Origin of the sequence: Alkalicoccobacillus plakortidis (assembly GCF_023703085.1) — a bacterium.
GTDB classification, from domain to species: domain Bacteria; phylum Bacillota; class Bacilli; order Bacillales; family Bacillaceae_D; genus Alkalicoccobacillus; species Alkalicoccobacillus plakortidis.
The window spans coordinates 2029681-2055346 of the sequence record NZ_JAMQJY010000001.1 but is presented as its reverse complement, the minus strand read 5'-3'; the positions used below and the strand labels follow the sequence as shown (position 1 = coordinate 2055346).

The following is a 25666-nucleotide window of genomic DNA, read 5'->3' as shown; positions in this document are numbered from 1 at the left end:
TCATGCTACGAGGCTTATATGGTGCAGCAGCAGGAATGCTGACTCAGCAACAGCGTCAGGAAATGCTTACAAATAATATGGCAAATGCGAATACGCCTGGATATAAAGCCGATCAATCAAGTATTCGCTCTTTTCCTGAGATGCTGCTTCAGGCACGAAATGCAAATTCCATCACAGGACGATCGTATAACATCGGATCGCTCTCTACTGGAACCTATATGCAGGAAGCAACACCAAACTTCAGACAAGGCTCACTTGTTGAAACTGGAAATGGAACAGATGTGGCGTTACTTGACGGAGTTTTACCAGAAGGAGAAGCGGGCGCTCGTCCAATGCTTTTTTTCTCCGTTCAGGCAGATGACGGGACTGTGCGTTACACTCGTAATGGTCAATTTGCTGTAAGTGATTCGGGCCAAGCTCGTCACGACAGAAGGATATCCTGTATTAAATGCTGCAGGACAAACCATTCAGGTTGAAAACGAAGAATTTCTTATTAATGAAACAGGTGTCGTCACAAGTTCTGCTGGTGCAAACCTTGGTCAACTAGGCATTGCATATGCAGAGGATGCCCAAGCGCTTGTAAAGGAAGGCAATGGCTTGCTTCGTTCGGAAGAGGAACTACCAGCCTCTGCTTTTGATTTTCAGATTCAACAGCGTTTTGTGGAGCAGTCAAATGTGGACAGTAACCAAACAATGGCTGATATGATGAGCGCTCTGCGTTCGTTTGAAGCTAATCAAAAAGTGTTACAGGCATATGATCAAAGCTTGGACAAAGCTGTGAACGAGGTAGGAAGAATTGGCTGATAACAAGCCGCATAAAGGAGATTGTTCATGAATATTTCATCCAATATTGCATCAGTGACAATGGGCCAGCTTCAAAGCAAACTTGATTCGATCTCGCATAACGTAGCAAACAGTGAAACAGCTGGCTATAAAAAACGAGATGTCTCGTTTTCGGACCTTCTAAACCGTGAATACACTAACCAACCAACGGAGGGCAACCGATTAACCCCTCCTGGCCTACGTGTTGGATCAGGAGCAAAAATTGCCCAAACTCGTCTATCTAATGAACCAGGCATTGCGATGCAAACCGGACGAATGCTTGATTTTGCGCTGACAAACGGCTATCATTTCTTTCAAGTAGAGAGAAATGATAATGGAGCTTCGGAAACAAGATTGACTCGTGAAGGAGCCTTCTTTTTAACGGAGAATCCTAACAATGATCAAGAGCTGGTTATTGCAAATGAAAATGGCTTTTACCTATTAGATGACAATGGTGAGCGAATGACGGTTCCCTATACCTTTGAATCCCTTCAAATGACGGCAAATGGTCAACTAGAAGCGCAGCTCCAGGACGGAACTGTTGCAGCAGTTGGTCAAATTGGTTTAGTTGAAGTGGCAAAACCCCAGTTGCTTGAAGCGGCTGGCAACACAGATTTTCTCATGCCAGATGGAGACAACCGCATGCAGATGATTGCAGCCTCTGACCAACTGATTCAGCAGGGAGCTCTAGAAGGTTCAAATGTCGATATGGCAAAAGAAATGAGTGAACTGATTTTGACTCAGCGTCACTATCAATTTAACGCACGTTCTTTGTCCATAGCCGATGAAATGTCAGGCATCATTAACGGTATCCGTCGCTAATTGCAAACGTTGCTCGACTGGAGAGAGATACATGAACAAGAAACAACCTAGCCATCAGAAGCAGGCAAAACCCGCCTCTGATAAAGGAAAAAATGAAACCAAAGCCAAACCACTAACACGTGCGGAAATTCGAGAGGCAAAAGCAAAGCAAAAAGCCGAGCAAAAACCCGAGAAGACACCACGTAAGAAAAAAGGCCGGATCCGAATTCTGCCTATTTGGCTGCGTTTATATATCATCTTGACACTTATCGGAGCCTCGCTTTTCCTAGGCATGATGGTCGGCTATGGTACCATCGGAGGCGGCGATCCCTTCGATGTATTCAAGCTCGAAACCTGGTACCACATCGTGGACTTGATGAAAGGAGTAGAAGACTAACGCGTGTGCGTTGGTCTTTTATTTTTGGCGGAGAATGGGCACGTATTAAACTAGTCTAGATCAAGGGAAATAAGGAATAAAAATGGACATTTTTATTAAGAGGCATTTGAATTTTTGGGCTGCGGCGGTGAGAGCCAGAAGAATATGCGGTTCACCAAGAGGAAGTTCGGAGGAGCAAGAAGAATAGTTAGAACACCAAGAGGCAGAAGAAGAAAAGCAAGAAGTCACCCTCAACACCAAGAGGTAGAAGAAGGAAAGCAAGAAGTCACCCTCAACACCAAGAGGTAGAAGAAGGAAAGCAAGAAGTCACCCTCGGCACCAAGAGGTAGAAGAAGGAAAGCAAGAAGTCACCCTCGGCACCATGAGGCAGAAGAAGGAAAGCAAGAAGTCACCCTCAGCACCAAGAGGTAGAAGAAGAAAGCCAAGAATCCAGCCTCAGCACCAAGAGCCAGAAGAAGAAACCCAAGAACATCCCCTCAGCACCAAGAGGTAGAAGAAGAAAAGCAAGAAGCACCCACAGCACCAAGAGGCAGAAGAAGAAAAGCAAGAAGCCACCCACAAGAGGCAGAAGAAGAAAGCAAGAAGCCACCCACAGCACCAAGAGGCAGAAGAAGGAAAGCAAGAAGTTACCCTCAGCACCAAGAGCCAGAAGAAGCAAGAGCCACCCCCACATACCAAGCCCCATCGTGACAAACCAAGAAAGTTCAACTTAAATAATGAATGAAAATATCCATTTTTATTAACTGCATTGAAATTTGAAGTAAGAGCAAGAAGGATGTGCTGCTTACCAAGAGGAAAGAGAACTGCATCAAGAAAAACAGGTATCGGACCAAGCTAGATCCTCCAACAAGCAAGAGGAAAAGGCCACCGCGTGTGGAAAGAGGGTTCTCGCGCGTGGTAATGGGCATCTTGCGTGTAGAAACGAATCCAACGCCTCATACCCATACAAAAAAACTGCCCTCCTCGGACAGTCTTTTTCAGTAGAATCCAAATTAAATTTCCACTTTCCTTGCGAGATACCACCAGCAGATCCAATACATGAAGCAAACTAATAGAACTTCCAAAATCAGTGTGCTTACATAGGTAAAAGGAGCGGAGCCGTCAGCTATAATATTAAAGGTAAATGAAGAGTCACCAAATGTAGTGTTTTCTTGGAAAAAGCTTATATCAAGAAAGATTGGACCAAATTTTAGGGAAGAGAGCAACTCGATCGATGAGATCCATGGGATCAAAATAAGGTAAAAGGCAAGTAGCAAACCGGTGTACAGAAATCCTTTCAAACCGCCTTCTCCATTGAGCATGATGACTCCTAGGAATACAGGAATTGAAACGGAGATGAGAGAGTACAGCATAAAAGGTCCAATAATCAATAGGTCGACTGATGCTAGTTTACTAAGGAGAATAAAGGTCATTTCATGTATTTCTGTATGGTCTATTAATCCCGTTGCAGCCCACAATAATAGGGTTAACACAATTAAGAATAGAATCCAGATGATTATTGAGAGTATTTTGCTCCAAATTTTTGCATGAACGGATGTTGGGAGCATGAGCCAATGTCCGGCTGTTTTCATTCGCCATTCTCTCCAGATTGAATTGATTGGTAAGGCAATAAAGGCGAAGAAAAATTGTGCTAGAAAAATGAATAGAATAGCTCCGAAAAATTCGTATGAATAGCGCATGGCCAGAAAGGTAAAGACGATTGCGACAAAAAGCATAGCTGCTGAGTATATCACCATAAACGGAACCTGCAGCCTTAGGTCTCTTTTTAGTAGGGTTAGAAATGAGGTCATTGGGTCACCTCCTTGAAAATTTGTTGAATGGTTTTTCCTTGTTCAATTCGCATTTCTTCAAGGTCTTCTGTGAAGTATGCGACATTGGTACCTTTGATGACGATCAAGCCATCAATTAGGAATTCAATCTCGTCATATTCATGTGTTGCGAATAGGATGAGTCGTTCTTCATCAAGGGTAAAGGAGGACAAGAGCTGCATGAGATCCTCTTTTTTGTTTGTATCGATGCCTGAAAGTGGCTCATCCATGATCAAGATAGGAGCAGGGTTAGCAAGTGTTAGCACGAGATTAAACAAGTTCCGATGTCCTTTTGAGAGGTTTTTGATTTTCCCATCAACAGGCAGCTTTATCATGTCGAGCATTTCATAGACACGGTTTGTTTGGAAACCGGGAATCATATTTTCGTGAAATTTGATTTGGTAAGCTAGTGTTGAAAATTTATCAAGCATCTCTTGATCGGATAGATAGGCAACCTGATTTCTACGACCTTCCGCGGTGGTTTGACCGTTTACGGTAACGGATCCGCGTGATGGTCTGGCGAGTCCACTGATGAGTCGGAGTAGGGTTGATTTTCCTGTTCCGTTTTCGCCGATGATGCCATAGATTCGGTTGCCTTCTAATGTTAGGTTGAGATTGCTTAGTACTTCGTTTCTTCCATAGGATTTAGAGAGGTTTTTTAGTTCGATTTTTTGCATTGGTTTCACCATCCTCCGTCTCTAATAACGAATCAAGCTGATCTTTAATTTGCTTGTTTGAGAATCCGAGCTTATATAGATAGTCAATCAATTCTTTGATATGAGATTGTGCTAGTTGTACTCTCAATTCTCTAACCACCTCTTCGTCCTCAGTTACAAATGTACCATGACCCCGTTTCGTGAACGTCACACCTTCACGATCCATCTCTAGATAGGATCGTGAAGCGGTGTTTGGGTTCACTCGCAGGGACTGGGCGGTTTCTCTGACGGAAGGAAGCTTATCGCCAGGGCGGAGTTCTCCGCTACTGATTTTTTGATAATAATAATCTGCTATTTGTCTGTAGATGGGTTTTGATGGGTCAAACTCAATGGTCACCTAGAGATCACCCCTTTCTGCGTTCAAATGTTAGTCGAACGGTTATGATAATACATCCTTTTTACTGAAAACAAGATGAGCGATGAGCAGGAGCACGATGGAATAGACAGCAATAATGGTTAGTGAGAATCCAAGAGTCATATTCTCCATTAATGGAGTACCTCCAAAGAATAGATGCTCATTCTGACTATAATCCTGTAGTGATAGGTTTGCTGTGATTAGATATTTAGACCATTCGAATCGTAAAAGAAACATAGTAATAACGCCACCGACAAAATTTAAGACTATGACAGCAGCCACAGAAAGAGCTGTGCTTCTAGTTAAAACGGCTATGAAAAGACCTAGAGTCTGGAAAAAGAAAAACATAGGTAAATTATATAAAATCCATAATCCAAGTGCTGAAATCGTTTCAACGAAAGGAGTATCAGAGCCGAAGAAAATGCTACCAATAATCAAACTAACCAGGGCAATGCCGATCAGAATCATAATAGTTGCTAGGAATGTCATTACCCATTTAGATACAAGAATATTTGTACGTGAAACCGGTCGGATCAACAACTGCTTCATCGTACCACTTTTAAATTCGCTCGCAATACTTGAGATCAATATCACTACACTAAACACAAGCACAAAGATTGAAGTAGCTTCCAAAGCACTTACAGTAAACTCAAGCGCGGATATAGATTCAACAGGTTCCTCTGCTCCAAAGTCATAGTTATTAAATAAAGTAGTGAGCACTGCTCCAATTCCGATTAGTCCCGAAATAACCAGGCAAAACACAATAAATTTATTCCGATAATAAGCCTTCATCCACTCATTCTGCACCAATGATAGAAACATCTAGATCACTTCCTTTTCTGTTAACAAATGATACGTATCTTCGAGTGACTTTTTATATGAAACGTGATAAATGTCAATTTCCTGTTTTACTAGGGCAGATACAATCGATGGGACCTGCTCAACCGTTGTATTTTCTAGGATAATTCGGTTCTCTTCTTTGCGAACGGTTCCGTATTGCAGAAGCAGTGCCTCGGCTTTTTCCAGCTGATTTACTTCAAAGACAGCAGCGACTTCCTGTTCTTCTCCTTGCTCTTTGTCGTTCACTGCAAGCTCGTTAATGACTTGGCCTTCTTTTATCACAATGGCGCGGTCGCACATCAGTTCAATTTCCGATAAAAGATGTGAGGAGACAAGAATGGCTACTCCTGAATTGTGGGCGAGATCTTTTAGATAAGAACGCAGCTCCCGGATGCCTTTTGGATCTAATCCGTTTGTAGGTTCGTCTAAAATGAGTACACTGGGTTCATGTAAAATGGATAAGGCAATACCAAGTCGCTGTTTCATGCCAAGAGAGTAGGTTTTGACTTTTTTATCAATGGCATGATCTAATTCAACCATCTTGATGACTTCATCAATGCGCTCGGTAGTGACTTTCTTATTAGTCATGCGAGCAAAATGAATCAGATTCTTTCGTCCGCTCATGTATTCGTATAAATCTGGATTTTCAACAATCGCACCAATTTGTGAGAGAGCTTGCTCTCTTTCTGTGCGAATGCTGTGTCCGCCGATTTTGACATCCCCTGCGTCAAGTCCAATTAAGCTAACAATCATTCGAATCGTTGTTGTTTTCCCCGATCCGTTTGGTCCAAGAAAACCGTAAATTTTCCCTGCTTCTACTGAGAAAGATAGATCCTTAATGATCTTCTTTCCACCTAAGCTTTTGCTGATATTCTCGACAACCAAAGGCCGCGCCTGCTGATTTTCCATACTCTCAACTCCCTATATTGTCATACTGTACTACTCACATAGTACACTATATAATTTACAGTTGCAACCATTTTATTGGATTTAATTGGATGGACAGGGTGGAGCGAAGCCTTCGAGCCAATACCAAGCGCCCTGGCAAGAAAAATCCATGAACATAAGGAATGAAAATGTCCATTTTTATTTACTGCATTGAAACTTGGGGTAAGAACAAGAAGGAAGTGCCGCTTACCAAGAAGAAGCGTGGAGTATAAAGGAGAATGGCGAGAACAGCCAGAGCTGCGTACGTTTCATCAAGAAAAGGCAAGAGATAGCAAGAGCCAGAGCGTCAAAACCAAGAGCGCACCCCTAATACCAAGCTTGGAGAAGGGACGAAGCAAGAGCTCCACTCGAATACCAAGCGGGAGTAAAGCTAAAGCAAGAGCTCCACTCAAATACCAAGATCTCCCCTCACTCACCAAGAGCTCACGCACCAAACCAAGAAAGGTCAATTGAAATAAGGAATAAAAATGTCCATTTTTATTAACTGCATTGGAACTGAAGGTAAAAGCAAGAAGGAAGTACTGCTTATCAAGAAGAAGCTTGGAGCAGCAAGGAGAATGGTGAGGAGAGCAAGAGAGGCACACGCTTCATCAAGAGAAGGCGAGAGATAGCAAGAGCCAGAGCGTCAAAACCAAGAGCGCCCCCCTCATACCAAGCGGGAGGAGAGCTGAAGCAAGAGCTCCACTCCAATATCAAGCTAGATCAGAACTAAAGCAAGAAATCCACCCCAATACCAAGCTAGATTAGACCCAAAGCAAGAGCTCCACTCCAAAACCAAGAACTACCCCGTACTTACCAAGAGCGCAAACCTAATACCAAGCCCCCACGCAGCAAACCAAGAAAGGTCTAATTATATAAGGAATAAAAATAACCATTTTTATTCACAGCATTGACCCATCTCCCCACAAAAAAGACAACGCCTAAGCGTTGTCCCTCTCACAGATCTTCTTCAAAAATGATTCAATGCAATAATCCCAGTAATCCCATGTGTGGTCGGCTTTGGATTCTTCGTAATAAGCTTTGATGCCTTGTTCTTTTAGATGGTTGCTGAAGTTCGTGTTCATGCGATAGAGGAAGTCGTCGGTTCCGCAGTATTGATAGAGATCGGGTAGTGCAAGGCCAGCCTCTTGGTGTTTGGTGATGAGCGAGAATAGGTCGGCTCCTATTGCGTCAAGGTTTGGGTTGTCTCCAAAGATGATTTTCAGGCTGAGTTTGCGTTGTTCTTTGTTTTCTTCTGGTGTGTGCGCGAGCAGACTTTTGACGTCTAGTGCGCCGGAGAAGCTGGCGGCTGCGCGGAAGCGGTTTGGGTGGTTTAGGGCGAGTTTAAAGGAGCCGTAGCCTCCCATGGATAGTCCGGCAACGTAGGTGTGTTCGGGATCAGTTGTTATGTTGAAGTGGGTGCTGATGATTTTTGGGAGTTCTTCTGAGATGTAGGTCCAATAGTTTTTTCCGTAGGCCATGTCTGTGTAATAGCTTGTGTCGACGCTTGGCATGATAACGCTGAAGCCATATGTATCGGCGTAACGTTCGATAGCCGTGCGGCGTGTCCAGATCGTTTCGTTGTCCCCCATGCCGTGAAGTAGATAGAGAGTTTTCGGTTGGGTGGTTTGGTTTGTGTGTTCTGGAAGGATAATCTGTAATCCTGTCTGTATTCCTAGTGAGACTGGTGCAACGTATCCGTGAAAGCTTGCCATTTGATCGCTCCCTTTTTGTCTATTTCTTCTATCCTACATCATCATCGGATTCTTATATAGAGATATGGTATAATTCCACTAATGATGAGTATTTGAGAGGATGTTGTATATGTTAACGATTGAGCAAATTAAAGAGATTATTCCGCACCGTTATCCGTTTTTATTGATTGATCGGGTGGATGAAGTAGAAGAGGGGAAGCGTGCGGTTGCTATTAAAAATGTAACGGCAAATGAAGAGTTTTTTAATGGGCATTTTCCTGATTATCCTGTGATGCCGGGTGTGTTAATTCTTGAAGCACTTGCGCAAACGGGAGCGGTTTCGATTCTGACGAAGGAAGAGAACAAAGGCAAGATCGGACTTTTTGGTGGCATTGAAAAGTGTCGTTTTAAAAGACAGGTGAAGCCTGGAGATCAGCTTCGTCTTGAAGTGGAGATCACACGCTTAAAAGGACCAGTGGCGAAAGCGCATGGCGTGGCTACTGTAAATGGCGAGGTTGCTGTTGAGGCAGATATGACGTTTGCTCTGCAGCCAAACGCGTAATCACTCCAATATGCATGAATCATAAGGTAGAGACATTATGAGAGACCGTGTGATCTTGCAAAATATTGCATAAGAACGGCTTGTATAATAGACGCTTGTTGTCTCCATTGTTAAGATGGTGATGTTGAAAAATCGATGTCTTAATTCTGCGGGAGGTTAACAGATGAATAAAACAACAAGTATAGTAGCCACAGCCATCCTTTCTGCAGCCATTCTAACAGCATGTGGAGGCGAGGATGAGCAGGATCCTGCTTCTTCTTCAAATAGTGAAAATCGTGAAAGCATCTCAGATCCAACGATGGACGAAGATATAAATGAAGATCTTGATGAAGAAGAGATAGAAGGCCAAGATGAATTCGAGCTTGAGTCTGAACCATCAGATGAACAGCTTATGGATAATGATGATGAACGGATGGAAGGTGGCTCAGTTGAACAGGACGAGTCATCTGACGAGTAACTGCATCGTTTCATATAAAAAGACCTCAATTATGTGATTGGGGTCTTTTGCCTATGCTGTTAGTCAATAAAAATGATACAAAAGTCCTTATTTTGCTATGAAAATCCTTCTTTATTACGTATACTATAGATAATACATGAATGAATGAGGGATATGATGGGAAGGGCACAGATTTTATTAATTGAAGATGAGGATCGGTTTTATCAGGCTTTAATACGTGACGCAATGAAAGAACAGTTTATTGTCATTCGGCAAAAGAGTTCACTGCAGCTCTCACGCATCATGAGTGAATTAAATCCCAGCTTATCATCATTGGTAGCGAGTTACGTTTTAAGAAATCTCTTGAACTTTGCTGTCAGTTGAGAAGCAAAACCTCTGCTCCAATTTTTATGATTGAGGATCATACGTGTACCAGACAGGAGATATTTGAAACAGGCGCAAATGATTATTTTCAGCTGCCTATTGATTATGAAGAGTTGCTGTTACGGATTAAAGCACATCTCTTTCATTACAAAAATGTACGGAATCAACGGACGTTTGTTATTCAATTCGAAGGTCTTTCAATAAATCTAGTTACGCAAGAGGTCTTTCATAAGGGCAACTATATCGAACTTTCTTCACAAGAATTTAAGCTCTTATCCTATTTGGCTCACCGTCCGAATGAGGTGTATAGTGCAGATCAGCTTTTTGAGGACATCTGGGGGGAAAATAGCCATAAGGACTCCCGAACAGTATTGGTTCATATTAGTAATATCCGCAAGAAACTCGCTACAGATCACGGATACCCTCCATATATCCAAACCATCCGGGGTGTTGGTTATACCTTGCATGATTATTATCTTTAAGTTAGTCAGGTTAATTAACAGAATAAAAGTAATATTTAGAATAAATCAATTGCATGATGAAGATCTATTCAGTATAATTTTAACTAAATTTACAAAGTGAATTCTATTCTTTCATTTTTCGTGGATCACCGAGAGCTTTGCCGGACTCTCGTAATTTACGACGTGCCGTCTTGCTCCAGCTTGCAACCGTGTTTAAGGTTACATTCTGCTCAAGAGCAACTGTTTTTCTGCTTTTACCTTGAATAAGCACCTGATTCACATAAAGCAATTCGCGCGGTGACAAATACTGAAGATAAGGAGAGAAACAGAAGTCGGCAATTGGCTCATCATCACGATCTTGTAGGGATTCAAGCAAGTGTTCTGTAGTTTCATCAGTTAGCATAAATCGCTCAGCTGTGAGGATCTCCTTCCGTAAATGGGAGATCAAATCCCCTCGAACCCTTAGTTTAGCGAAGGCTGCAAACTCACCTTTTTCTGGACTGAATCGCTGATAGGCATCCCAAAGAGCGATCAAGCCAACTTGGTAAAATTCATCATAGTTTTGCGTTAGGCGTAGCTTTTTAATCTGTCCTTTAATGAGAGGGGTATACTGTTCCAACACATCATCGAAATTGTATGTCATCTGCTCTACACCATTCTGAAAGCGCGCTTTCCAAGTATTCCGCGGTAAGCTTAGATTACGAGAGTTTGCATACATACGCACATCAGCAAAAGATGGCAAATGAGGCTTCAATCAATCTGTTTTACGCTTTTTTCACCGTGGGCATTGGTCATAATTCACGCTAAAGTTGTACCGATTTGAAGAAAACAGTCCAAATTTCGGAACTTTCAGAAGGAGGAGTATTGACACAGATGCTAAAAGATATGCAGCAGAGTATTCGCCATGTAGATGATTACGCCATTAATGAACAGACCTTATTTATACAACCATATCGTGATATTGAATACTCAACCAAAGTAATGGAACCCAATACAACCTACCTAGTAAAACAAACACCGCTTCAACTAGTACAGTCGGCATGTCTAGCAAATGGTTCGAGCTATGATGGAAGAAGATTGTATAGTCTCTATAGTCTTGGAATAAAATCCAAACCACCTATCATGATTAGCGAGGGATTAGCTATTATTGCCGCTCCTACTCTTTCTCCATCCAATCCTAATTGTGAGTGGTTTTTCTCAAGACATGTTGTATCCTGCATAGCCGAGAAACAAGAAGGTAAAGTTGGTACACAAATCATGTTTAGAGATCGCACCTCTATTTTTCTAGATATATCACATAGTCAATTTCTAAATGCTCTCGACAAAGCGCATAGGTGTCAAGCATTCCTGCAGAACTTTGACTACTAAAAGTAAAAAAGACAACATGGACGACAAGAGTCCCGTTGTCTTTTTTCAGTTATGAGGGTTGATTAATCTTAATAGTATCCGTAAAAGGAACCGCTCCGTTAATGGAGGACCCTGAAAAACAAGCCAAGACCATTTGCATCTGCATATAGTTTTGAAAAGTTTTTCCTTATATTTGGTAAGAGAAGGACTTCTTTTTAACCTTATAAAGACTTTTTCAGTGGTCTCCGCATGTCGCCTGAGCTCCTCGCATGTCAAAAAGCGGGTCTCCCATGTAAAGAAGGAACCTCCGCATGTCGCCTGAGCTCCTCGCATGTGAAAAAGCGGATCTTGCATGTAAAGAAGGAACCTCCGCATGTCGCCTGAGCTCCTCGCATGTGAAAAAGCGAGTCTTGCATGTAAAGAAGGAAGCTCCGCATGTCGCCTGAGCTCCTCGCATGTAAAAAGCGGGTCTTGCATGTAAAGGAGGAACCTCCGTATGTCGAGGCCACTGAAAAACAAGCTACTTAGCTTTGAATAATAGCCATTTGCATCTGCATATCGTGTAAAAGAGAAGCGATTTTCCTATATTCGGTAGGAGTAGAGCTTCTTTTTCACCTTTTAAAGACTTTTTCAGTGGTCTTCCGTTAATGAGCCGGCTTTTTCCTTAGTCAAGAGTGGACATGTAATCTGATCTGTATTATCGTGAACACCACAAAGGGCGTAGGCACTAATTAAAGCGATTACATTAGGGGAGTGACACAGATGAAAATAAAAAGCTATGAGCTCTTTCAAGTCCCACCAAGATGGTTATTTTTAAAAGTTGAAACCGATGAAGGTATCACTGGCTTGGGGTGAACCGATTGTTGAAGGTCGAGCAGCAACAGTCAAAACCGCAGTAGATGAGCTAATGGAGAATTTGATTGGAGAAAATCCTCTGAATATTGAAGACCACTGGAACATGATGTACCGCAGTGGCTTTTATCGTGGGGGCCCGATCCTTATGAGTGCAATCTCAGGCATTGACCAAGTCCTTTGGGATATTAAAGGAAAATACTATAATGCACCTGTTCACGAGTTGCTTGGAGGCAAAGCAAGAGACTCAATGAAAGTCTACTCATGGATTGGTGGAGACCGTCCATCAGATGTTGGCGCAGCCGCACGAGATGCGGTCGAAAAAGGCTTCACCGCAATCAAAATGAATGGAACAAATGAACTGCAATACATTGATTCCTACGAGAAAATTGACCATGTCTTAGAAAATGTCGCCGCTGTTCGCGAAGCAGGAGGTAAATATCTTGGCATCGGCATCGATTTCCACGGCCGTGTGCATAAACCAATGGCAAAAATTTTAGCAAAAGAACTAGAACAATTTCGACCGATGTTTATCGAAGAACCAGTGCTTTCAGAAAACAATGAAGCCTTACGTGAGATCTCGAAGCACACCGTCATTCCAATTGCGACCGGAGAAAGAATGTATTCAAAATGGGACTTTAAGAATCTGTTAATGGATGGTTATGTTGACATCATTCAACCGGACTTATCTCATGCGGGAGGCATTACAGAAAACAAAAAAATCCTCTCCATGGCTGAAGCCTTTGATGTTGCTGCGGCTCCACATTGCCCATTAGGACCCATTGCCTTGGCATCATGCCTGCAAGTGGACGCGACATGTCACAATGCCTTTATTCAAGAGCAAAGCCTTGGCATTCATTACAACAAAGGCTCAGACGTACTCGATTATCTTGTTGATCCAAGTGTATTTACCTATTCGAAAGGTTATGTTCAAATTCCAACAAAACCAGGCTTAGGCATTGAGGTGAATGAGGAACATGTTCGTAAGATGAGCAAACAAGAACCAAATTGGCATAACCCCATTTGGAGACATAACGACGGCAGTATTGCGGAGTGGTAGACCAACCGAACACAGGTAGTAGATATTCTTCTACCTGTGTTTTTTATGTTTAATCCAACAAAAAGAGGGAAAGCATAACGAGAATTCACTTGAGAGGACTGAGTTGATGTCCAATACGAACAATATGTTATATGGCAATACGCCGCCGTTTCTTGGTGCAATAAATGGAACAACTGATTCAATTGAAAAGGCAGATGTCCTGATCTACGGTGTACCGTGGGAAGGGGCAGTGACATGGGGTGATTATACGGGCTGTGAGTTAGGGCCAAAGGTCATGCGTCTGTGCTCCGGCCGTTATTCTGGCTACTTACCGGAACTCGACCACATTGATGTCTTTGAGCATCTAACACTTGCAGATCTAGGTGACGTTGATGTTGTTCCCGCCGATGTAGAAGAGACAATGAATCGCATCGCAAGCTTCGCCAAAGACGTCTGGAAAACAAACAAGTTTCCGATTGCACTTGGTGGCGATCACGGCATTACCTATCCGATTGTGCGTGGATTAACAGAAGCACATCCTGATAAAAAAATCGGTATTCTCCATCTGGACACGCACTATGACAACATGCCACATCATGAAGGCGAAAAGTACGCGCGATCAACGCCGTTTGCGAGACTTTACGAACTAGATGGCGTCGTCAATGAAAGTCTGATACATACCGGCATCCATGGACCACGTAACAAACCAGCAACCGGTCGTTACGCAAAAGAAGCTGGTGCTAAAACAGTAACAGTGAATCAGATACGCGAAGCCAGTAATCTACGAGAATTTGCCGGTGAATTATATGAGATGGCAAGTGCTGATGTTGACCTCGTCTACCTATCAATCTGTAGTGATGTGCTTGATGTCGCCTTTAACCCAGGTGGACCCGCAGATGTTAATGGCTTAACCAGTTATGAACTGCTCACACTGGTTTATGAATTTGCATCAAGAGGATTAGTTGGCATGGATTTTGTGGAAGTGTACCCACAGCAAGATCCCAATGACATCTCCTCCCATTTTGCATCCACCCTTGCTTTATACGCACTTGCAGGACATATTACCTATACAAAATGATTATTACCCAACGATTCAGCATCGCTTGGGGATTTTTTTGCCTAAATCGAATCATGTCGAACTGCGTCACGAACGCAAAGAACGAATCTCGTAAATGTAATATTACAGTTTCATTACATTGATAGATTCATATCAAGAAATCGTGTAGAATTTAGGAATATAATCGAGTTATGTCCCTTATTTTGTCAAAAAAATAAGAGATAATAAACAGGCCATATTTAACACTTAACTCACGCAGCCGAAATAAGAAATAACAAACTAAGAGAATTAGAGGAGGTTCTTTATTTGAGCCATACAGCTAAGATGAAAAAGGCCGTTTTAACATCAACCGTCGCAACAGGACTTGTTCTCGCAGTACCAACCATTGCAGATGCAGCACTCGGAGATCAGACACTTCGCCAAGGAATGAATCACTCAGACGTCACTCAACTACAAGATGAGTTAAAGTCAAAAGGATTTTTTACATACGAGAAATCAACAGGATACTACGGAACCATCACTACGGATGCCGTTCGAAAGTTCCAACAAGCAAATAACCTATCAGTAGATGGAATTGCTGGACCAAAAACAATTGGTGCCCTAAAAGGCGGATCATCGTCTCAAAAAGCAAGCTCAGCACCAGCAAACACAAATAAAACTGTATCTTACTCAGGCATCTTACGAGTAGGTAGCAGCGGTAACCAAGTAAGTCAGCTTCAATCTCAACTACGTTCAGCAGGTTTCTTAAATAAAGAACCTAACGGACAATACGATAACACAACAAGAGACGCCGTTCGTGCCTTCCAACAAAACAAAAATCTTCAAGTTGACGGAATCGCCGGACCACAAACCTTTGCAGCCCTAAACAACACAGGCTCCAAAGCACCAGCACCATCAAACCAAACAACAAAGAATACGAACTCAAAGCCATCTGCAACAAGTATCTTGCGTGTAGGTAGCAAGGGAGCCGCCGTAACAGAATTACAATCGCAACTACGCTCAGTTGGCGTCTTTAACCAAAACCCAACAGGTTACTACGGAACCGATACACGCGACGCCGTGCGCAAATTCCAAAGTGCCAACGGTCTATCAGCTGACGGAATCGCCGGACCAAAAACATTCGCAAAACTAGGACAAGGCTCTACATACAAGCCAAACACCGAAGTCAAAAGCGAACAAGTTAGCAATAACTCAGGCGCAACGATCACGAACATCGTCGCAGAAGCCTCAAAACACATCGGTACGCCTTACAAATGGGGTGGCCAAACAACAGCTGGATTCGACTGCAGCGGATTTATTCAATATGTATTCAAACAACAAGGTATCTCAGTACCAAGAACAGCCGCTTCTCAACACAGCGCTTGAAGCAGCGTATCCAACCTCCAAGTAGGAGACGTCGTCTTTTTCGAAACGTACAAAGCCGGCCCATCTCACAACGGAATCTATATCGGAAACAACCAGTTCATCCACTCCGGGTCAAGCACCGGCGTAACTATCACAAGCATGGACAACAGCTACTGGAAACCGCGCTACATCGGTGCGAAGCGCTTTTAATTAAACGTTTATTTAACACCCCCTCTGACAATGTCGGAGGGGGTGTTTGTGTGTGAAGCGTACAAGAAAAGGTAGAAGAAAACCCCACATGTTCGATGACCAAGAACGTATCATTTGATACCTACTAAATGAGCAGTTATTTTCACCTTTAAAAAATCCAAAATAAGGTCATGACTCTATCTTTTTCTACATGATTAAAGTATGATTAAATACGTGTTTGACCGCTTGCTAATCTTTTAGGGAGTGCGTCTAGTGCGTTAAATGAAGCTTAATAGGAGGTATGCGAACGTGAAAAAGGTATTAACATGGTTATTTATCTTGATCTTTATTTTTCAGCCTTTTGGCACCCATGTAATGGTGGCAAACGGATTGAATCCCGGCAATGTAGATGTGTCGTTGAAACAAACGGAAAATGAGCAATACGGGGAGGAGGATCAATTAGCCAATAGGGATGATGAGTTTGAAGTTGACGTTAGTTATACCATTCTAGATAACACGCAACTATCTTTTCAATTTCCTGTTGAGCTAAATGTAGAAGATCTCCAAGAAGTACTCTATGATCACGATAAGAATGAAGTGGGTACGTACGTAATCTCAGAGAATCAATTGGTTCTCACTCTTGCAGAAGGACAAACGGAATCTTCTGGCAGGATCTCTATACCCGTAACGTGGAATACAGAACGGATTACGGAAGATATAGATTCTATCAATCTTTTGTTTACGCATACGTTTGGTTCCAAAGAATTATTGGTACACTTTGACAAACCATTGCTTGAAGAAGCAGTTGAAGAAAGTGTGGAAGAAGCTCCCGATGAGGATTCATCTGATCAGGAAAAGGTAGTCATTGACGATGAGCAATTAGCGGAACAAGAAGAAGTTGAGACTGATTCGGTCAATGAAGCTAAGAGCGAAGAGGAAGAGCAATTACCTGTAAATGAAGAAGAGGAAGAAACAGAAGAAACAGAAGAAACAGAAGAAACAGTTGAAAGCGATTTAATTGATGAAGATAAGAGCAAGGTTGAAGAGGAATTAGCTGATGAAGTAGAGGAATCTGAAGAGAAGCAAGAGCTTCAAGCAACCAGCACGACCATTGATTCAAATATTTTAACTAGTTATAAGATTCGTTATGAGAATTCAAATGGAGAAACCATAGATAACCCCGGTTTGAATTCTAACATTCAAATTAACTATACATGGGAGCTACCTAATAGACATGGTTATACGGAGGGAGCAACCTTTCAGTTCGATATTCCAGAGCAATTCATAGTATATGATGAAATTGATCGAGTCGAAATGCGTTTTAATAATCAAATAATCGGTTACTTTTCCGTTACGAAAGATGGACAAGCAACGATTGAGTTCACAGATTCTGTGGAACAGTTTTCCAATATAAATGGAACTGTAGGATTGTGGACGAAATTTAGTGAAGACCTTGTTTTAGAAGAAGGAAAGACCATAACAGTTACACCTATTGAAGGCAAGGAGTCTTTAACGATACCGATTGATTTTAATCCGTCGGGAAGCACGATGGAAAAAAGAGGAGAACCGAATCGCCCCTATAATTCGGAGTCTGTTGAGTGGACAGTTGACTTTAACAAGTCAATGGATACCCTAACTAATGCCGTGTTAAGCGACCCGATCCAAGAGGGACAGAGCTTAGTCGATGGTTCGATCAAACTCTACTATTTAGATATGAAGTTAAATGGATCATCTTCGTTAGGCGATGAAGTACCTACCGACGAATATGAACTTTCTAATGATCCAGAGTTCTCGATTCTATTTAAGAACGATATGACTCGGGCCTATCGACTCGTTTTCACAACAGAGCTCACAGATAATACGAAATCTAGTTTTGAGAATAAGGCTGATCTACTAGAAAATGGTTCGGAAGTAGCAAGTGCCAAGTCGACAGTAGAAGTTGGAAGAGGAACGCCGCTTGCTAAAGAAGTGGAAAGTACGAATGGCCCATCCCAAACTATCACATGGGAAGTACGGTACAACTATAATGAACGAGCCATCCCGCAAGCAGATGCAACCCTAAAAGATTCATTGACGGATTTACATCAATTTCAAGCAGGCTCTCTTGTAGTTGAACGTATTACTATTGATGAGAACGGGAGAGAAACGGCAAGTGAAACAGTAGATTACGTTGATGTGATAACTGTGGACAACGGATTTGAACTGAACTTCACAAAAGATATTGATTCAGCTTACAAAGTCACATATGTAACTAAAGCTAAAGATCGTGTGTTTGAAGGTAGCACGATTACAAATACAGTTGAATCTGGTGAGGGCCTAGAAGATTCAGCAAGTCAACAGATAGGTCAACAAATTCTATTCAAGTCAAATGGAAATATTGATTATCAAAAAAAGACAGTTGATTGGACAATACGTTTTAATAGCGACAAATTCGAAATGAACGATGTGTATTTAAAAGATGTTTTCCAAAATAGTGGACTCCGTTTAGTGGAGGACTCCATTAAAATAACATCTAACAACGAAGAGATGAATGAAGACAATTATACGATTAAAATAAACGAACCAAATGATTTTACTAACAAGAATCAATTTGATATTGAGTTCGAATCAATTGATGATGAAGTGATTATCACTTACACAACAGAATTCGATTATGAAAAGCGTGAAGATAAAGGAAAACTATTCTTTGAAAACCAGGCAGTATTTTCATGGGAGAATCCAGCAAACTCAAGTGACCGGATTAGTCATCCTGTTAATAACCAGTTTACGCCTGATACCTATACGAGAGCTAATGGATTTAAAGGTGGTTCCTACAATGCGGTTGATAAAGAAATCACTTGGAATATTGGGGTTAACTACAATTTACAACCTATTAATCAATTAATGATTAAGGATGACATTGAAGGTAATCAACAATTAGTAGAAGATACAATTGAAGTTTACGAAATGCTACCAAGTGGGTCCCCTGATAGAGTAAATTTAGGTGATCTAGTTAGTAAAGAAGATTATGAACTATCAATTAACGAAGATAAGAATCAGTTCGAAATCAAATTTAACTCACCTGTTGATCAGCCTTACTACATTACGTATAAGACGAGCTTAAATGAGTTAAGTTTCATTCAAAAAGATTATGGAAATAAGGCAACATTCTCAGATGGTGGTCAAGAGCCAGTTGAGCTGAATGCATCTGTTTCCCCTCCAAATGGTGGTCATTACACTAAAAAAAGCGGTAAGCAAGATGGACGTTTTGTTAACTGGAACGTAAACATTAACTTTGCCCAAGCGGAAGTAGATAATGTTCGACTGGTTGATGAGCTGACAACGAACCAACTTCTTCTGCAGGATTCATTTGTGGTTTATGACACAAGTGTTGAAGAGAATGGAAATGTCGAAAAAGAGAATCCGTTAATAATAGATGAAGATTATACCATTGAAATGACGGATAACGGGTTTGTATTAGAGTTCGTAGACAAAGTAGATCGTCCATATATCCTTGAATATAAATCGTTTATTCAAGCTGGGGTTGGAGCGGAGATTCAAAATAACATTTCGTTTAGTGGAGATCAAACTGATACAGAAACATGGTTATCTGCATCGGAGATTACAGTCGCTCGTACTCAAGGTATAGGCGATGGTAGTGGTGAACTAGGTTCCCTAACTGTAGAGAAAATCGATGCGGAAACAAATGATGAGAAGTTAGAAGGTGCCACCTTCTCACTAATAGATAAATTCTCAGACATTGTCATTAGTACGAAAAATACGGATGAAAATGGAGAAGTAACGTTTGAAGGGTTATTGTTTGGGGAGTACGAACTTAGAGAAGACAAAGCTCCAGATGACTATGTCATTGGTCCAAACGGTACTCAAACTATCGATATTAATGGTCAAAACACATTGCAAGTAAGCAATAAAAAAATCAAAAGGCATGTTGAACTAACAAAAGTAAATGATGAAACGAATGAACAATTAGGTGGGGCAACCTTCCTACTAGAGAAGAAAAATGATGATGAATGGGAAGCAGTTGGCAGCGATTATCAGACAGATGAAGATGGGGTCCTGCTTATAGAGGATTTAGATGAAGGCGAATACCGATTGATTGAAACAAAGGCACCTGATTCTTATCTCTTAAATGCGGAACCCGTAAGATTTGAGATTAAGAATGATCAAACAGAGATCACAAAAGTCACAAAAGAAAACACCGAAATGAAGAAATCATTAAGCTTTGAAAAAACAAGTGATCTTAACTCGGTGAAAGCCGTTGGGGATACCGTAACGTATACATTCGACGTAGAAAATACAGGGAATGTTACGGTAACGGATCTGAATGTAAATGATCCAATGCTTGGTGGAGAGATCACACTTGAAACAACGGAGCTTGCACCCGGAGAGAAAACGACTGGAACAGCGAGCTATACTGTTACGCAAGAAGATCTAAATAAGGAAGATATTAAAAACATCGCAACCGTTACCGGAGAAAGTCCTATCGGATCTGTAGAAACGGAAGATGATGATACAATTCCAACAGAACAATCTCCAGAGATTGGATTAATCAAAGCAGCCAATCGTGATGAGTTAAAAGTCGGTGAAGAGATTGTTTACACCTTCACAGCTCAGAACGTAGGGAATGTCACGTTAGTTGACGTATCCTTAAGAGACGAACTAGAAAACATCAGTGACATTACGTACCTGACGATTAACGGAGAAGCGATTGATGATGGTGAATCGATCACGCTTGAACCAGGTAGCGTACTAGTTGCAGCAGCGACGTATACGATTACCCAAGCGGATGTCGATCGTGGCGAAGTCGAAAACAAGGCGACAGTAACTGGTGAAACGAAACTAGGAGACCAGGTGACTGACATTGATGAAGTCACTGTGTATGAAGAAGCAGCTGGCAGCCTTGCGTTCACAAAGAGCAGCGAACAGAAAACCATCAACCAAGTTGGTGATAAAGTAACGTATACGTTTGAAGTAGAAAACACAGGAAATGTAACAGCCACAAACATTCAAGTCGAAGACCCGATGCTTGGTGGAGAGATCGAACTTGAAATAACAGAACTTGCACCAGGTGAGAAAACCACTGGAACCGCGACATATGTGGTTACACAGGCTGATTTAAACAATGGAGTTCTCACGAATGTGGCCGTTGTTATGGGAGATTTCCCAGATGGCACAGAAGTAAAAGAAACAGATGAAGAAACGACATCGGTTGAACAACGGCCTTCCCTGGAGCTAACAAAAGAAGCAAACCGGGATGATCTGATTGTTGGCGAAGACATTGTGTACACCTTCACTGTAGTAAATACAGGGAACGTGACCCTCACGAATGTGGTTCTCACAGATGAATTAGAAAATCTAAGTGAGATTACCTTGAAAACGATCGTTGGGGAAGAGATTACGGATGAAAAATCGATCACTCTTGAACCGGGTAGTCAGCTTGTAGCTGAAGCAACCTATACGATCACTCAAGCAAATGTGGATCGTGGTGAAGTGACCAACCAAGCAATGGTTGAAGGCAACTCACCATCTCAAGAAAAAGTGAGCGACGAAGACGAAGTTAATGTAGAACAAGAGTTAGCGCCAAACCTTTCTCTCACCAAATCAAGTGATCTTACCTTGGTTAAAGAAGTTGGGGAAACCGTCACGTATACATTTGAAGTTGAAAATACAGGAAATGTAACCATAACGGATCTGGAACTAACTGACCCGATGCTTGGTGGAGAGATCACACTTGAAACGACAAAGCTGGCACCAGGTGAGAAAACCACTGGAACGGCGAATTATGTCATCACACAAGAAGATTTAAACAAGAAAGACCTTAAGAATACGGCAATCGTGACTGGTGAAAGTCCAGACGGATCTGTTGTTGACTCAGAAGATGAGGATACGATTCCAACGGAACAATCTCCAGCGATTGGATTAATCAAATCCGCCAATCGTGATGAGTTAAAAGTGGGCGAAGAGGTTGTCTACACCTTTACAGCTCAGAACGTAGGGAACGTCACATTAGTTGATGTAACGTTAATGGATGAACTAGAGAATATCAGTGATATCAAGTATCTGACGATCAACGGACAAGCGATTGATGATGATGAATCGATCACGCTCGAACCAAACAGTGTATTGATCGCAGAAGCAACGTATACGATTACTCAAGCGGATATCGATCGTGGCGAAATCTATAATAATGCGACAGTGACAGGTGAAACGAAACTAGGAGACCAAGTAACTGACTCTGATGAAGTCACTGTGCGTGAAGAAGCAGCTGGCAGCCTTGCGTTCACAAAGAGCAGCGAACAGAAAACCATCAACCAAGTTGGTGATGAAGTGACCTACACGTTTGAAGTAGAAAACACAGGAAATGTGACAGTCACAAATATTCAAGTCGATGATCCGATGCTTGGTGGAGAGATCGAACTAGAAAAGACCGAACTCGCACCAGGCGAGAAGACAACAGGAACCGCTGTATATGTCGTCACACAAGCTGACTTAAACAACGGAGTTCTCACGAATGTGGCCGCTGTTACGGGAGAGTTCCCAGACGGCACAGAAGCCAAAGAAACAGATGAAGAAACGACATCGGTTCAACAACAGCCTTCCCTGGAGCTGACAAAAGAAGCGAACCGGGATGATCTGATAGTTGGCGAAGACATTGTGTACGCCTTTACTGTAGAAAATACAGGAAATGTGACCCTCACGAATGTGGTTCTTACAGATGAATTAGAGAATCTAAGTGAGATTACCTTGAAAACGATTGATGGGGAAGAGATCAAGGATGAAGATTCGATTACCCTTGAACCAGGTAGTCAGCTAGCAGCTGAAGCAACCTATACGATCACTCAAGCAGATGTGGATCGTGGTGAAGTGACCAACGAAGCAATGGTTGAAGGCAACTCACCATCCCAAGAAAAAGTGAGCGACGAAGACCAAGTCGTTGTAGAACAAGAATTAGCACCAAAGCTTTCACTAACTAAAACAAGCGATCTTGAGACAGTCAGAGAAGTTGGAGAAACCGTAACGTACACATTTGATGTTGAAAATACAGGGAATGTAACGATAACGGATCTGGAACTAACTGACCCGATGCTTGGCGGAGAAATCACTCTTGAAACGACAAAGCTGGCACCAGGAGAGAAAACCACTGGAACGGCGAATTATGTCATCACACAAGAAGATTTAAACAAGAAAGACCTTAAGAATACGGCAATCGTGACAGGTACAAGCCCAGACGAATCAGTCATTGAAACAGAAGATGACGATACGATTCCAACGGAGCAATCCCAAGCGATCGCATTAATGAAAGAAGCGGATCGTGATGAGTTAAAAGTGGGAGAAGAGATTGTCTACACCTTCACAGCTCAGAACGTAGGAAATGTTACATTAGTTGACGTAACATTAACGGATAAGCTAGAAAATATCAGTGACATCACATACCTGACCATCAACGGAGAAGCGATTGAAGATGGTGAATTGATCACGCTCGAACCAAACAGTGTATTGATCGCAGAAGCAACGTATACGATAACACAAGCGGATATCGATCGTGGTGAGGTTTATAACGATGCGACTGTAACAGGTGAAACAAAGCTAGGAGAACGTGTAACTGATCAGGATGAGACCACTGTGTATGAAGAAGCAGTTGGAAGCCTTGCGTTCACAAAGAGCAGCGACCAGAAAACCATCAGCCAAGTTGGTGATGAAGTAACGTACACATTTGAAGTGGAGAACACAGGAAATGTGACAGTCACACAAATTCAAGTCGAGGATCCAATGCTTGGTGGAGAGATTGAGCTTGAAACAGCTGAACTCGCACCAGGAGAGAAAACCATTGGAATGGCTGTATATGTGGTGACTCAAGCCAACTTAAACAACGGCGTTCTCACGAATGTGGCCGCTGTTACAGGAGAGTTCCCAGATGGCACGGGCGTCAAAGAAACAGATGACGAAACGACCTTGGTTGAACAACAGCCTTCCCTTGAGCTGACAAAAGAAGCGAACCGGGATGATCTGATGGTTGGCGAAGACATTGTGTACACCTTTACTGTATTGAATAAAGGGAATGTCACGTTGAATAACGTGGTTCTTACAGATGAATTAGAGAACCTAAGTGAGATTACTTTGAAAACGATTGATGGGGAAGAGATCAAGGATGAAGAATCAGTCACCCTTGAACCAGGTAGTCAGCTATTGGCTGAAGCAACCTATACGATCACACAAGCAGACGTGGATCGTGGAAAAGTGTTCAACAAAGCGATGGTTGAAGGGAACGCACCATCTCAAGAAAAAGTGAGCGACGAAGATGAGGTCCTCATTGAACAAGAATTAGCACCAAAGCTTTCTTTAACTAAAACAAGCGATCTTGAGACAGTCAGAGAAGTTGGGGAAACCGTAACGTATACATTTGATGTTGAAAATACAGGGAATGTAACGATAACGGATCTGGAACTAACTGACCCAATGCTTGGTGGAGAGGTTACCCTTGAAACAACAAAGCTAGCACCAGGGCAAACCACGACTGGAACAGGAAGCTACACGGTGACACAAGAAGATTTAAACAAGACAGACGTTAAAAACATTGCAACCGTAACAGGGAAAGGTCCAGACGAATCCGTTCTTGAAACAGAAGATGACGATACGATTCCAACAGAACAATCCCAAGCGATCGCATTAATGAAAGAAGCGGATCGTGATGAGTTAAAAGTGGGAGAAGAGATCGTCTACACCTTCACAGCTCAAAACATAGGAAATGTCACATTAGTTGATGTAACGTTAACGGATGAGCTAGAAAATATCAGTGACATCACGTACCTGACGATCAACGGAGAAGTGATTGAAGAGGATCATTCCATCACGCTTGAACCAGGCAGCGTACTGGTAGCAGAAGCAGTCTATACAATCACTCAAGCCGACATTGACCGTGGCGAGATCTATAATGAAGCGACTGTAGCTGGTGAAACAAAGCTAGGAGAACGTGTCACTGGAGTTGATGAGGTGACAGTATATGAAGAGGCAGCTGGCAGCCTTGCGTTTACAAAGAGCAGCAACCAGGAATCCATCAGCCAAGTTGGTGATGAAGTGACATACTCATTTGAAGTAGAAAACAGAGGCAATGTCACGATAACAAATATTCAAGTTGAAGACCCAATGCTTGGTGGAGAAGTTAAACTGGAAACAACAGAACTCGCACCAGGGGAGAAAACAACAGGAACGGCTGTGTATGCTGTCACACAATCTGATCTGACAAAAGAAACACTTATCAACGTCGCTTCAGTAGTCGGCTACACCTCAGATGAAAAAGAACTAAAAGAGATAGACGATCACCTTGTATCAATTAAATGGGTTGATCAACCAAACGAAACAGACAATGATGAACCAAGTGATCCGACCAAAAATCCAGATGAAGCAGTAAAAGGCACTGGGGATCCAAAAGATCACAAACCATCACAAGAAGCAGAGAATAACAAAGATCATGATCAAGATCTTAGTAAAGACAGGGACAAAGAGAATGGAAACGGTACGTTAGTCCAAACGGCAAACAATGTATTTGCCATGGCCCTAACAGGAATCGTTCTGCTTGCTATCGGTATCCTATTTTTACAAATGAATAGGAAGAAGAAAAAGAATACAGTATAATG

General features: G+C 42.1%; 16 protein-coding genes and 3 pseudogenes. 11 read left to right on the top strand and 8 right to left on the bottom strand.

Annotated elements, in window-relative coordinates; genetic code table 11:
• The first annotated feature begins 2 nt into the window (after positions 1-2).
• From NDM98_RS10855 to NDM98_RS10845, 3 genes and pseudogenes are all read left to right on the top strand, one after another.
• Positions 3-804: pseudogene (locus NDM98_RS10855) on the top strand (flagellar hook-basal body protein).
• A 27-nt stretch (positions 805-831) separates the two neighbouring features.
• Entirely contained in the window at positions 832-1644 is an 813-nt protein-coding gene (locus NDM98_RS10850) for a flagellar hook-basal body protein (protein WP_251607383.1), read from the top strand.
• Positions 1645-1675: 31 nt separating this feature from the next.
• The gene (locus tag NDM98_RS10845; RefSeq protein ID WP_251607381.1) at positions 1676-2020 is read left to right on the top strand and encodes a DNA-directed RNA polymerase subunit beta; all 345 of its coding nucleotides are present in this window, start codon (positions 1676-1678) and stop codon (positions 2018-2020) included.
• A gap of 394 nt (positions 2021-2414) precedes the next feature.
• On the opposite strand, the gene NDM98_RS10840 is transcribed toward NDM98_RS10845, so the two are convergent.
• The 7 genes from NDM98_RS10840 to NDM98_RS10810 form a co-directional block, all read right to left on the bottom strand.
• On the bottom strand, positions 2415-2678 hold the full coding sequence (locus NDM98_RS10840; RefSeq protein WP_251607379.1) for a hypothetical protein: 264 nt from the start codon (positions 2676-2678) through the stop codon (positions 2415-2417).
• Between the two features lie 334 nt (positions 2679-3012).
• The gene (locus tag NDM98_RS10835) at positions 3013-3810 is read right to left on the bottom strand and encodes a hypothetical protein (protein ID WP_251607377.1); all 798 of its coding nucleotides are present in this window, start codon (positions 3808-3810) and stop codon (positions 3013-3015) included.
• The gene (locus NDM98_RS10830) at positions 3807-4505 is read right to left on the bottom strand and encodes an ATP-binding cassette domain-containing protein (RefSeq protein WP_251607375.1); all 699 of its coding nucleotides are present in this window, start codon (positions 4503-4505) and stop codon (positions 3807-3809) included. The genes NDM98_RS10835 and NDM98_RS10830 overlap by 4 nt, the downstream gene beginning before the upstream one ends.
• On the bottom strand, positions 4474-4881 hold the full coding sequence (locus tag NDM98_RS10825) for a GntR family transcriptional regulator (protein ID WP_251607372.1): 408 nt from the start codon (positions 4879-4881) through the stop codon (positions 4474-4476). Before NDM98_RS10825 ends, NDM98_RS10830 begins: the two co-directional genes overlap by 32 nt.
• A gap of 42 nt (positions 4882-4923) precedes the next feature.
• Positions 4924-5721: an ABC transporter permease gene (locus NDM98_RS10820; protein WP_251607369.1), complete on the bottom strand. Its 798-nt coding sequence runs from the start codon at positions 5719-5721 to the stop codon at positions 4924-4926.
• On the bottom strand, positions 5722-6648 hold the full coding sequence (locus NDM98_RS10815; RefSeq protein WP_251607366.1) for an ABC transporter ATP-binding protein: 927 nt from the start codon (positions 6646-6648) through the stop codon (positions 5722-5724).
• A 959-nt stretch (positions 6649-7607) separates the two neighbouring features.
• On the bottom strand, positions 7608-8381 hold the full coding sequence (locus NDM98_RS10810; protein ID WP_251607363.1) for an alpha/beta hydrolase: 774 nt from the start codon (positions 8379-8381) through the stop codon (positions 7608-7610).
• 109 nt (positions 8382-8490) lie between these two features.
• On the opposite strand from NDM98_RS10810, the gene fabZ reads away from it, so the two are divergent.
• The 3 genes from fabZ to NDM98_RS10795 all read left to right on the top strand — a co-directional run bounded on the left by fabZ (position 8491) and on the right by NDM98_RS10795 (position 10224).
• Positions 8491-8922, top strand: coding sequence for a 3-hydroxyacyl-ACP dehydratase FabZ (gene fabZ, locus NDM98_RS10805; protein WP_251607360.1), 432 nt, complete (start codon positions 8491-8493; stop codon positions 8920-8922).
• Positions 8923-9085: 163 nt separating this feature from the next.
• Positions 9086-9379 carry a hypothetical protein gene (locus NDM98_RS10800; protein WP_251607357.1) on the top strand — a complete coding sequence of 98 codons (294 nt, stop codon included), beginning with the start codon at positions 9086-9088 and terminating at the stop codon, positions 9377-9379.
• Between the two features lie 389 nt (positions 9380-9768).
• Complete coding sequence (locus NDM98_RS10795; RefSeq protein ID WP_251607354.1) at positions 9769-10224, top strand: winged helix-turn-helix domain-containing protein; 456 nt, start codon at positions 9769-9771, stop codon at positions 10222-10224.
• Between the two features lie 103 nt (positions 10225-10327).
• On the opposite strand, the gene NDM98_RS10790 is transcribed toward NDM98_RS10795, so the two are convergent.
• Positions 10328-10846 (bottom strand): sigma-70 family RNA polymerase sigma factor, encoded by a 519-nt coding sequence (locus NDM98_RS10790; RefSeq protein ID WP_251607351.1) that lies wholly within the window; start codon positions 10844-10846, stop codon positions 10328-10330.
• Between the two features lie 230 nt (positions 10847-11076).
• Here NDM98_RS10790 and NDM98_RS10785 point away from each other — a divergent pair, with 230 nt between their 5' ends.
• The 5 genes and pseudogenes from NDM98_RS10785 (at position 11077) to NDM98_RS10760 (ending at position 25664) form a co-directional block, all read left to right on the top strand.
• Positions 11077-11571 carry a competence protein ComK gene (locus tag NDM98_RS10785; protein ID WP_251609086.1) on the top strand — a complete coding sequence of 165 codons (495 nt, stop codon included), beginning with the start codon at positions 11077-11079 and terminating at the stop codon, positions 11569-11571.
• 741 nt (positions 11572-12312) lie between these two features.
• Positions 12313-13462, top strand: a pseudogene (gene dgoD, locus NDM98_RS10780) (galactonate dehydratase).
• Between the two features lie 106 nt (positions 13463-13568).
• Positions 13569-14519, top strand: a complete 951-nt coding sequence (locus tag NDM98_RS10775; RefSeq protein ID WP_251607348.1) for an agmatinase family protein — start codon at positions 13569-13571, stop codon at positions 14517-14519.
• Positions 14520-14822: 303 nt separating this feature from the next.
• Positions 14823-16052 (top strand): annotated as a pseudogene (locus tag NDM98_RS23490) (C40 family peptidase).
• 288 nt (positions 16053-16340) lie between these two features.
• Entirely contained in the window at positions 16341-25664 is a 9324-nt protein-coding gene (locus tag NDM98_RS10760) for a CLIPPER-2 domain-containing protein (protein WP_251607344.1), read from the top strand.
• Positions 25665-25666 lie beyond the last annotated feature (2 nt).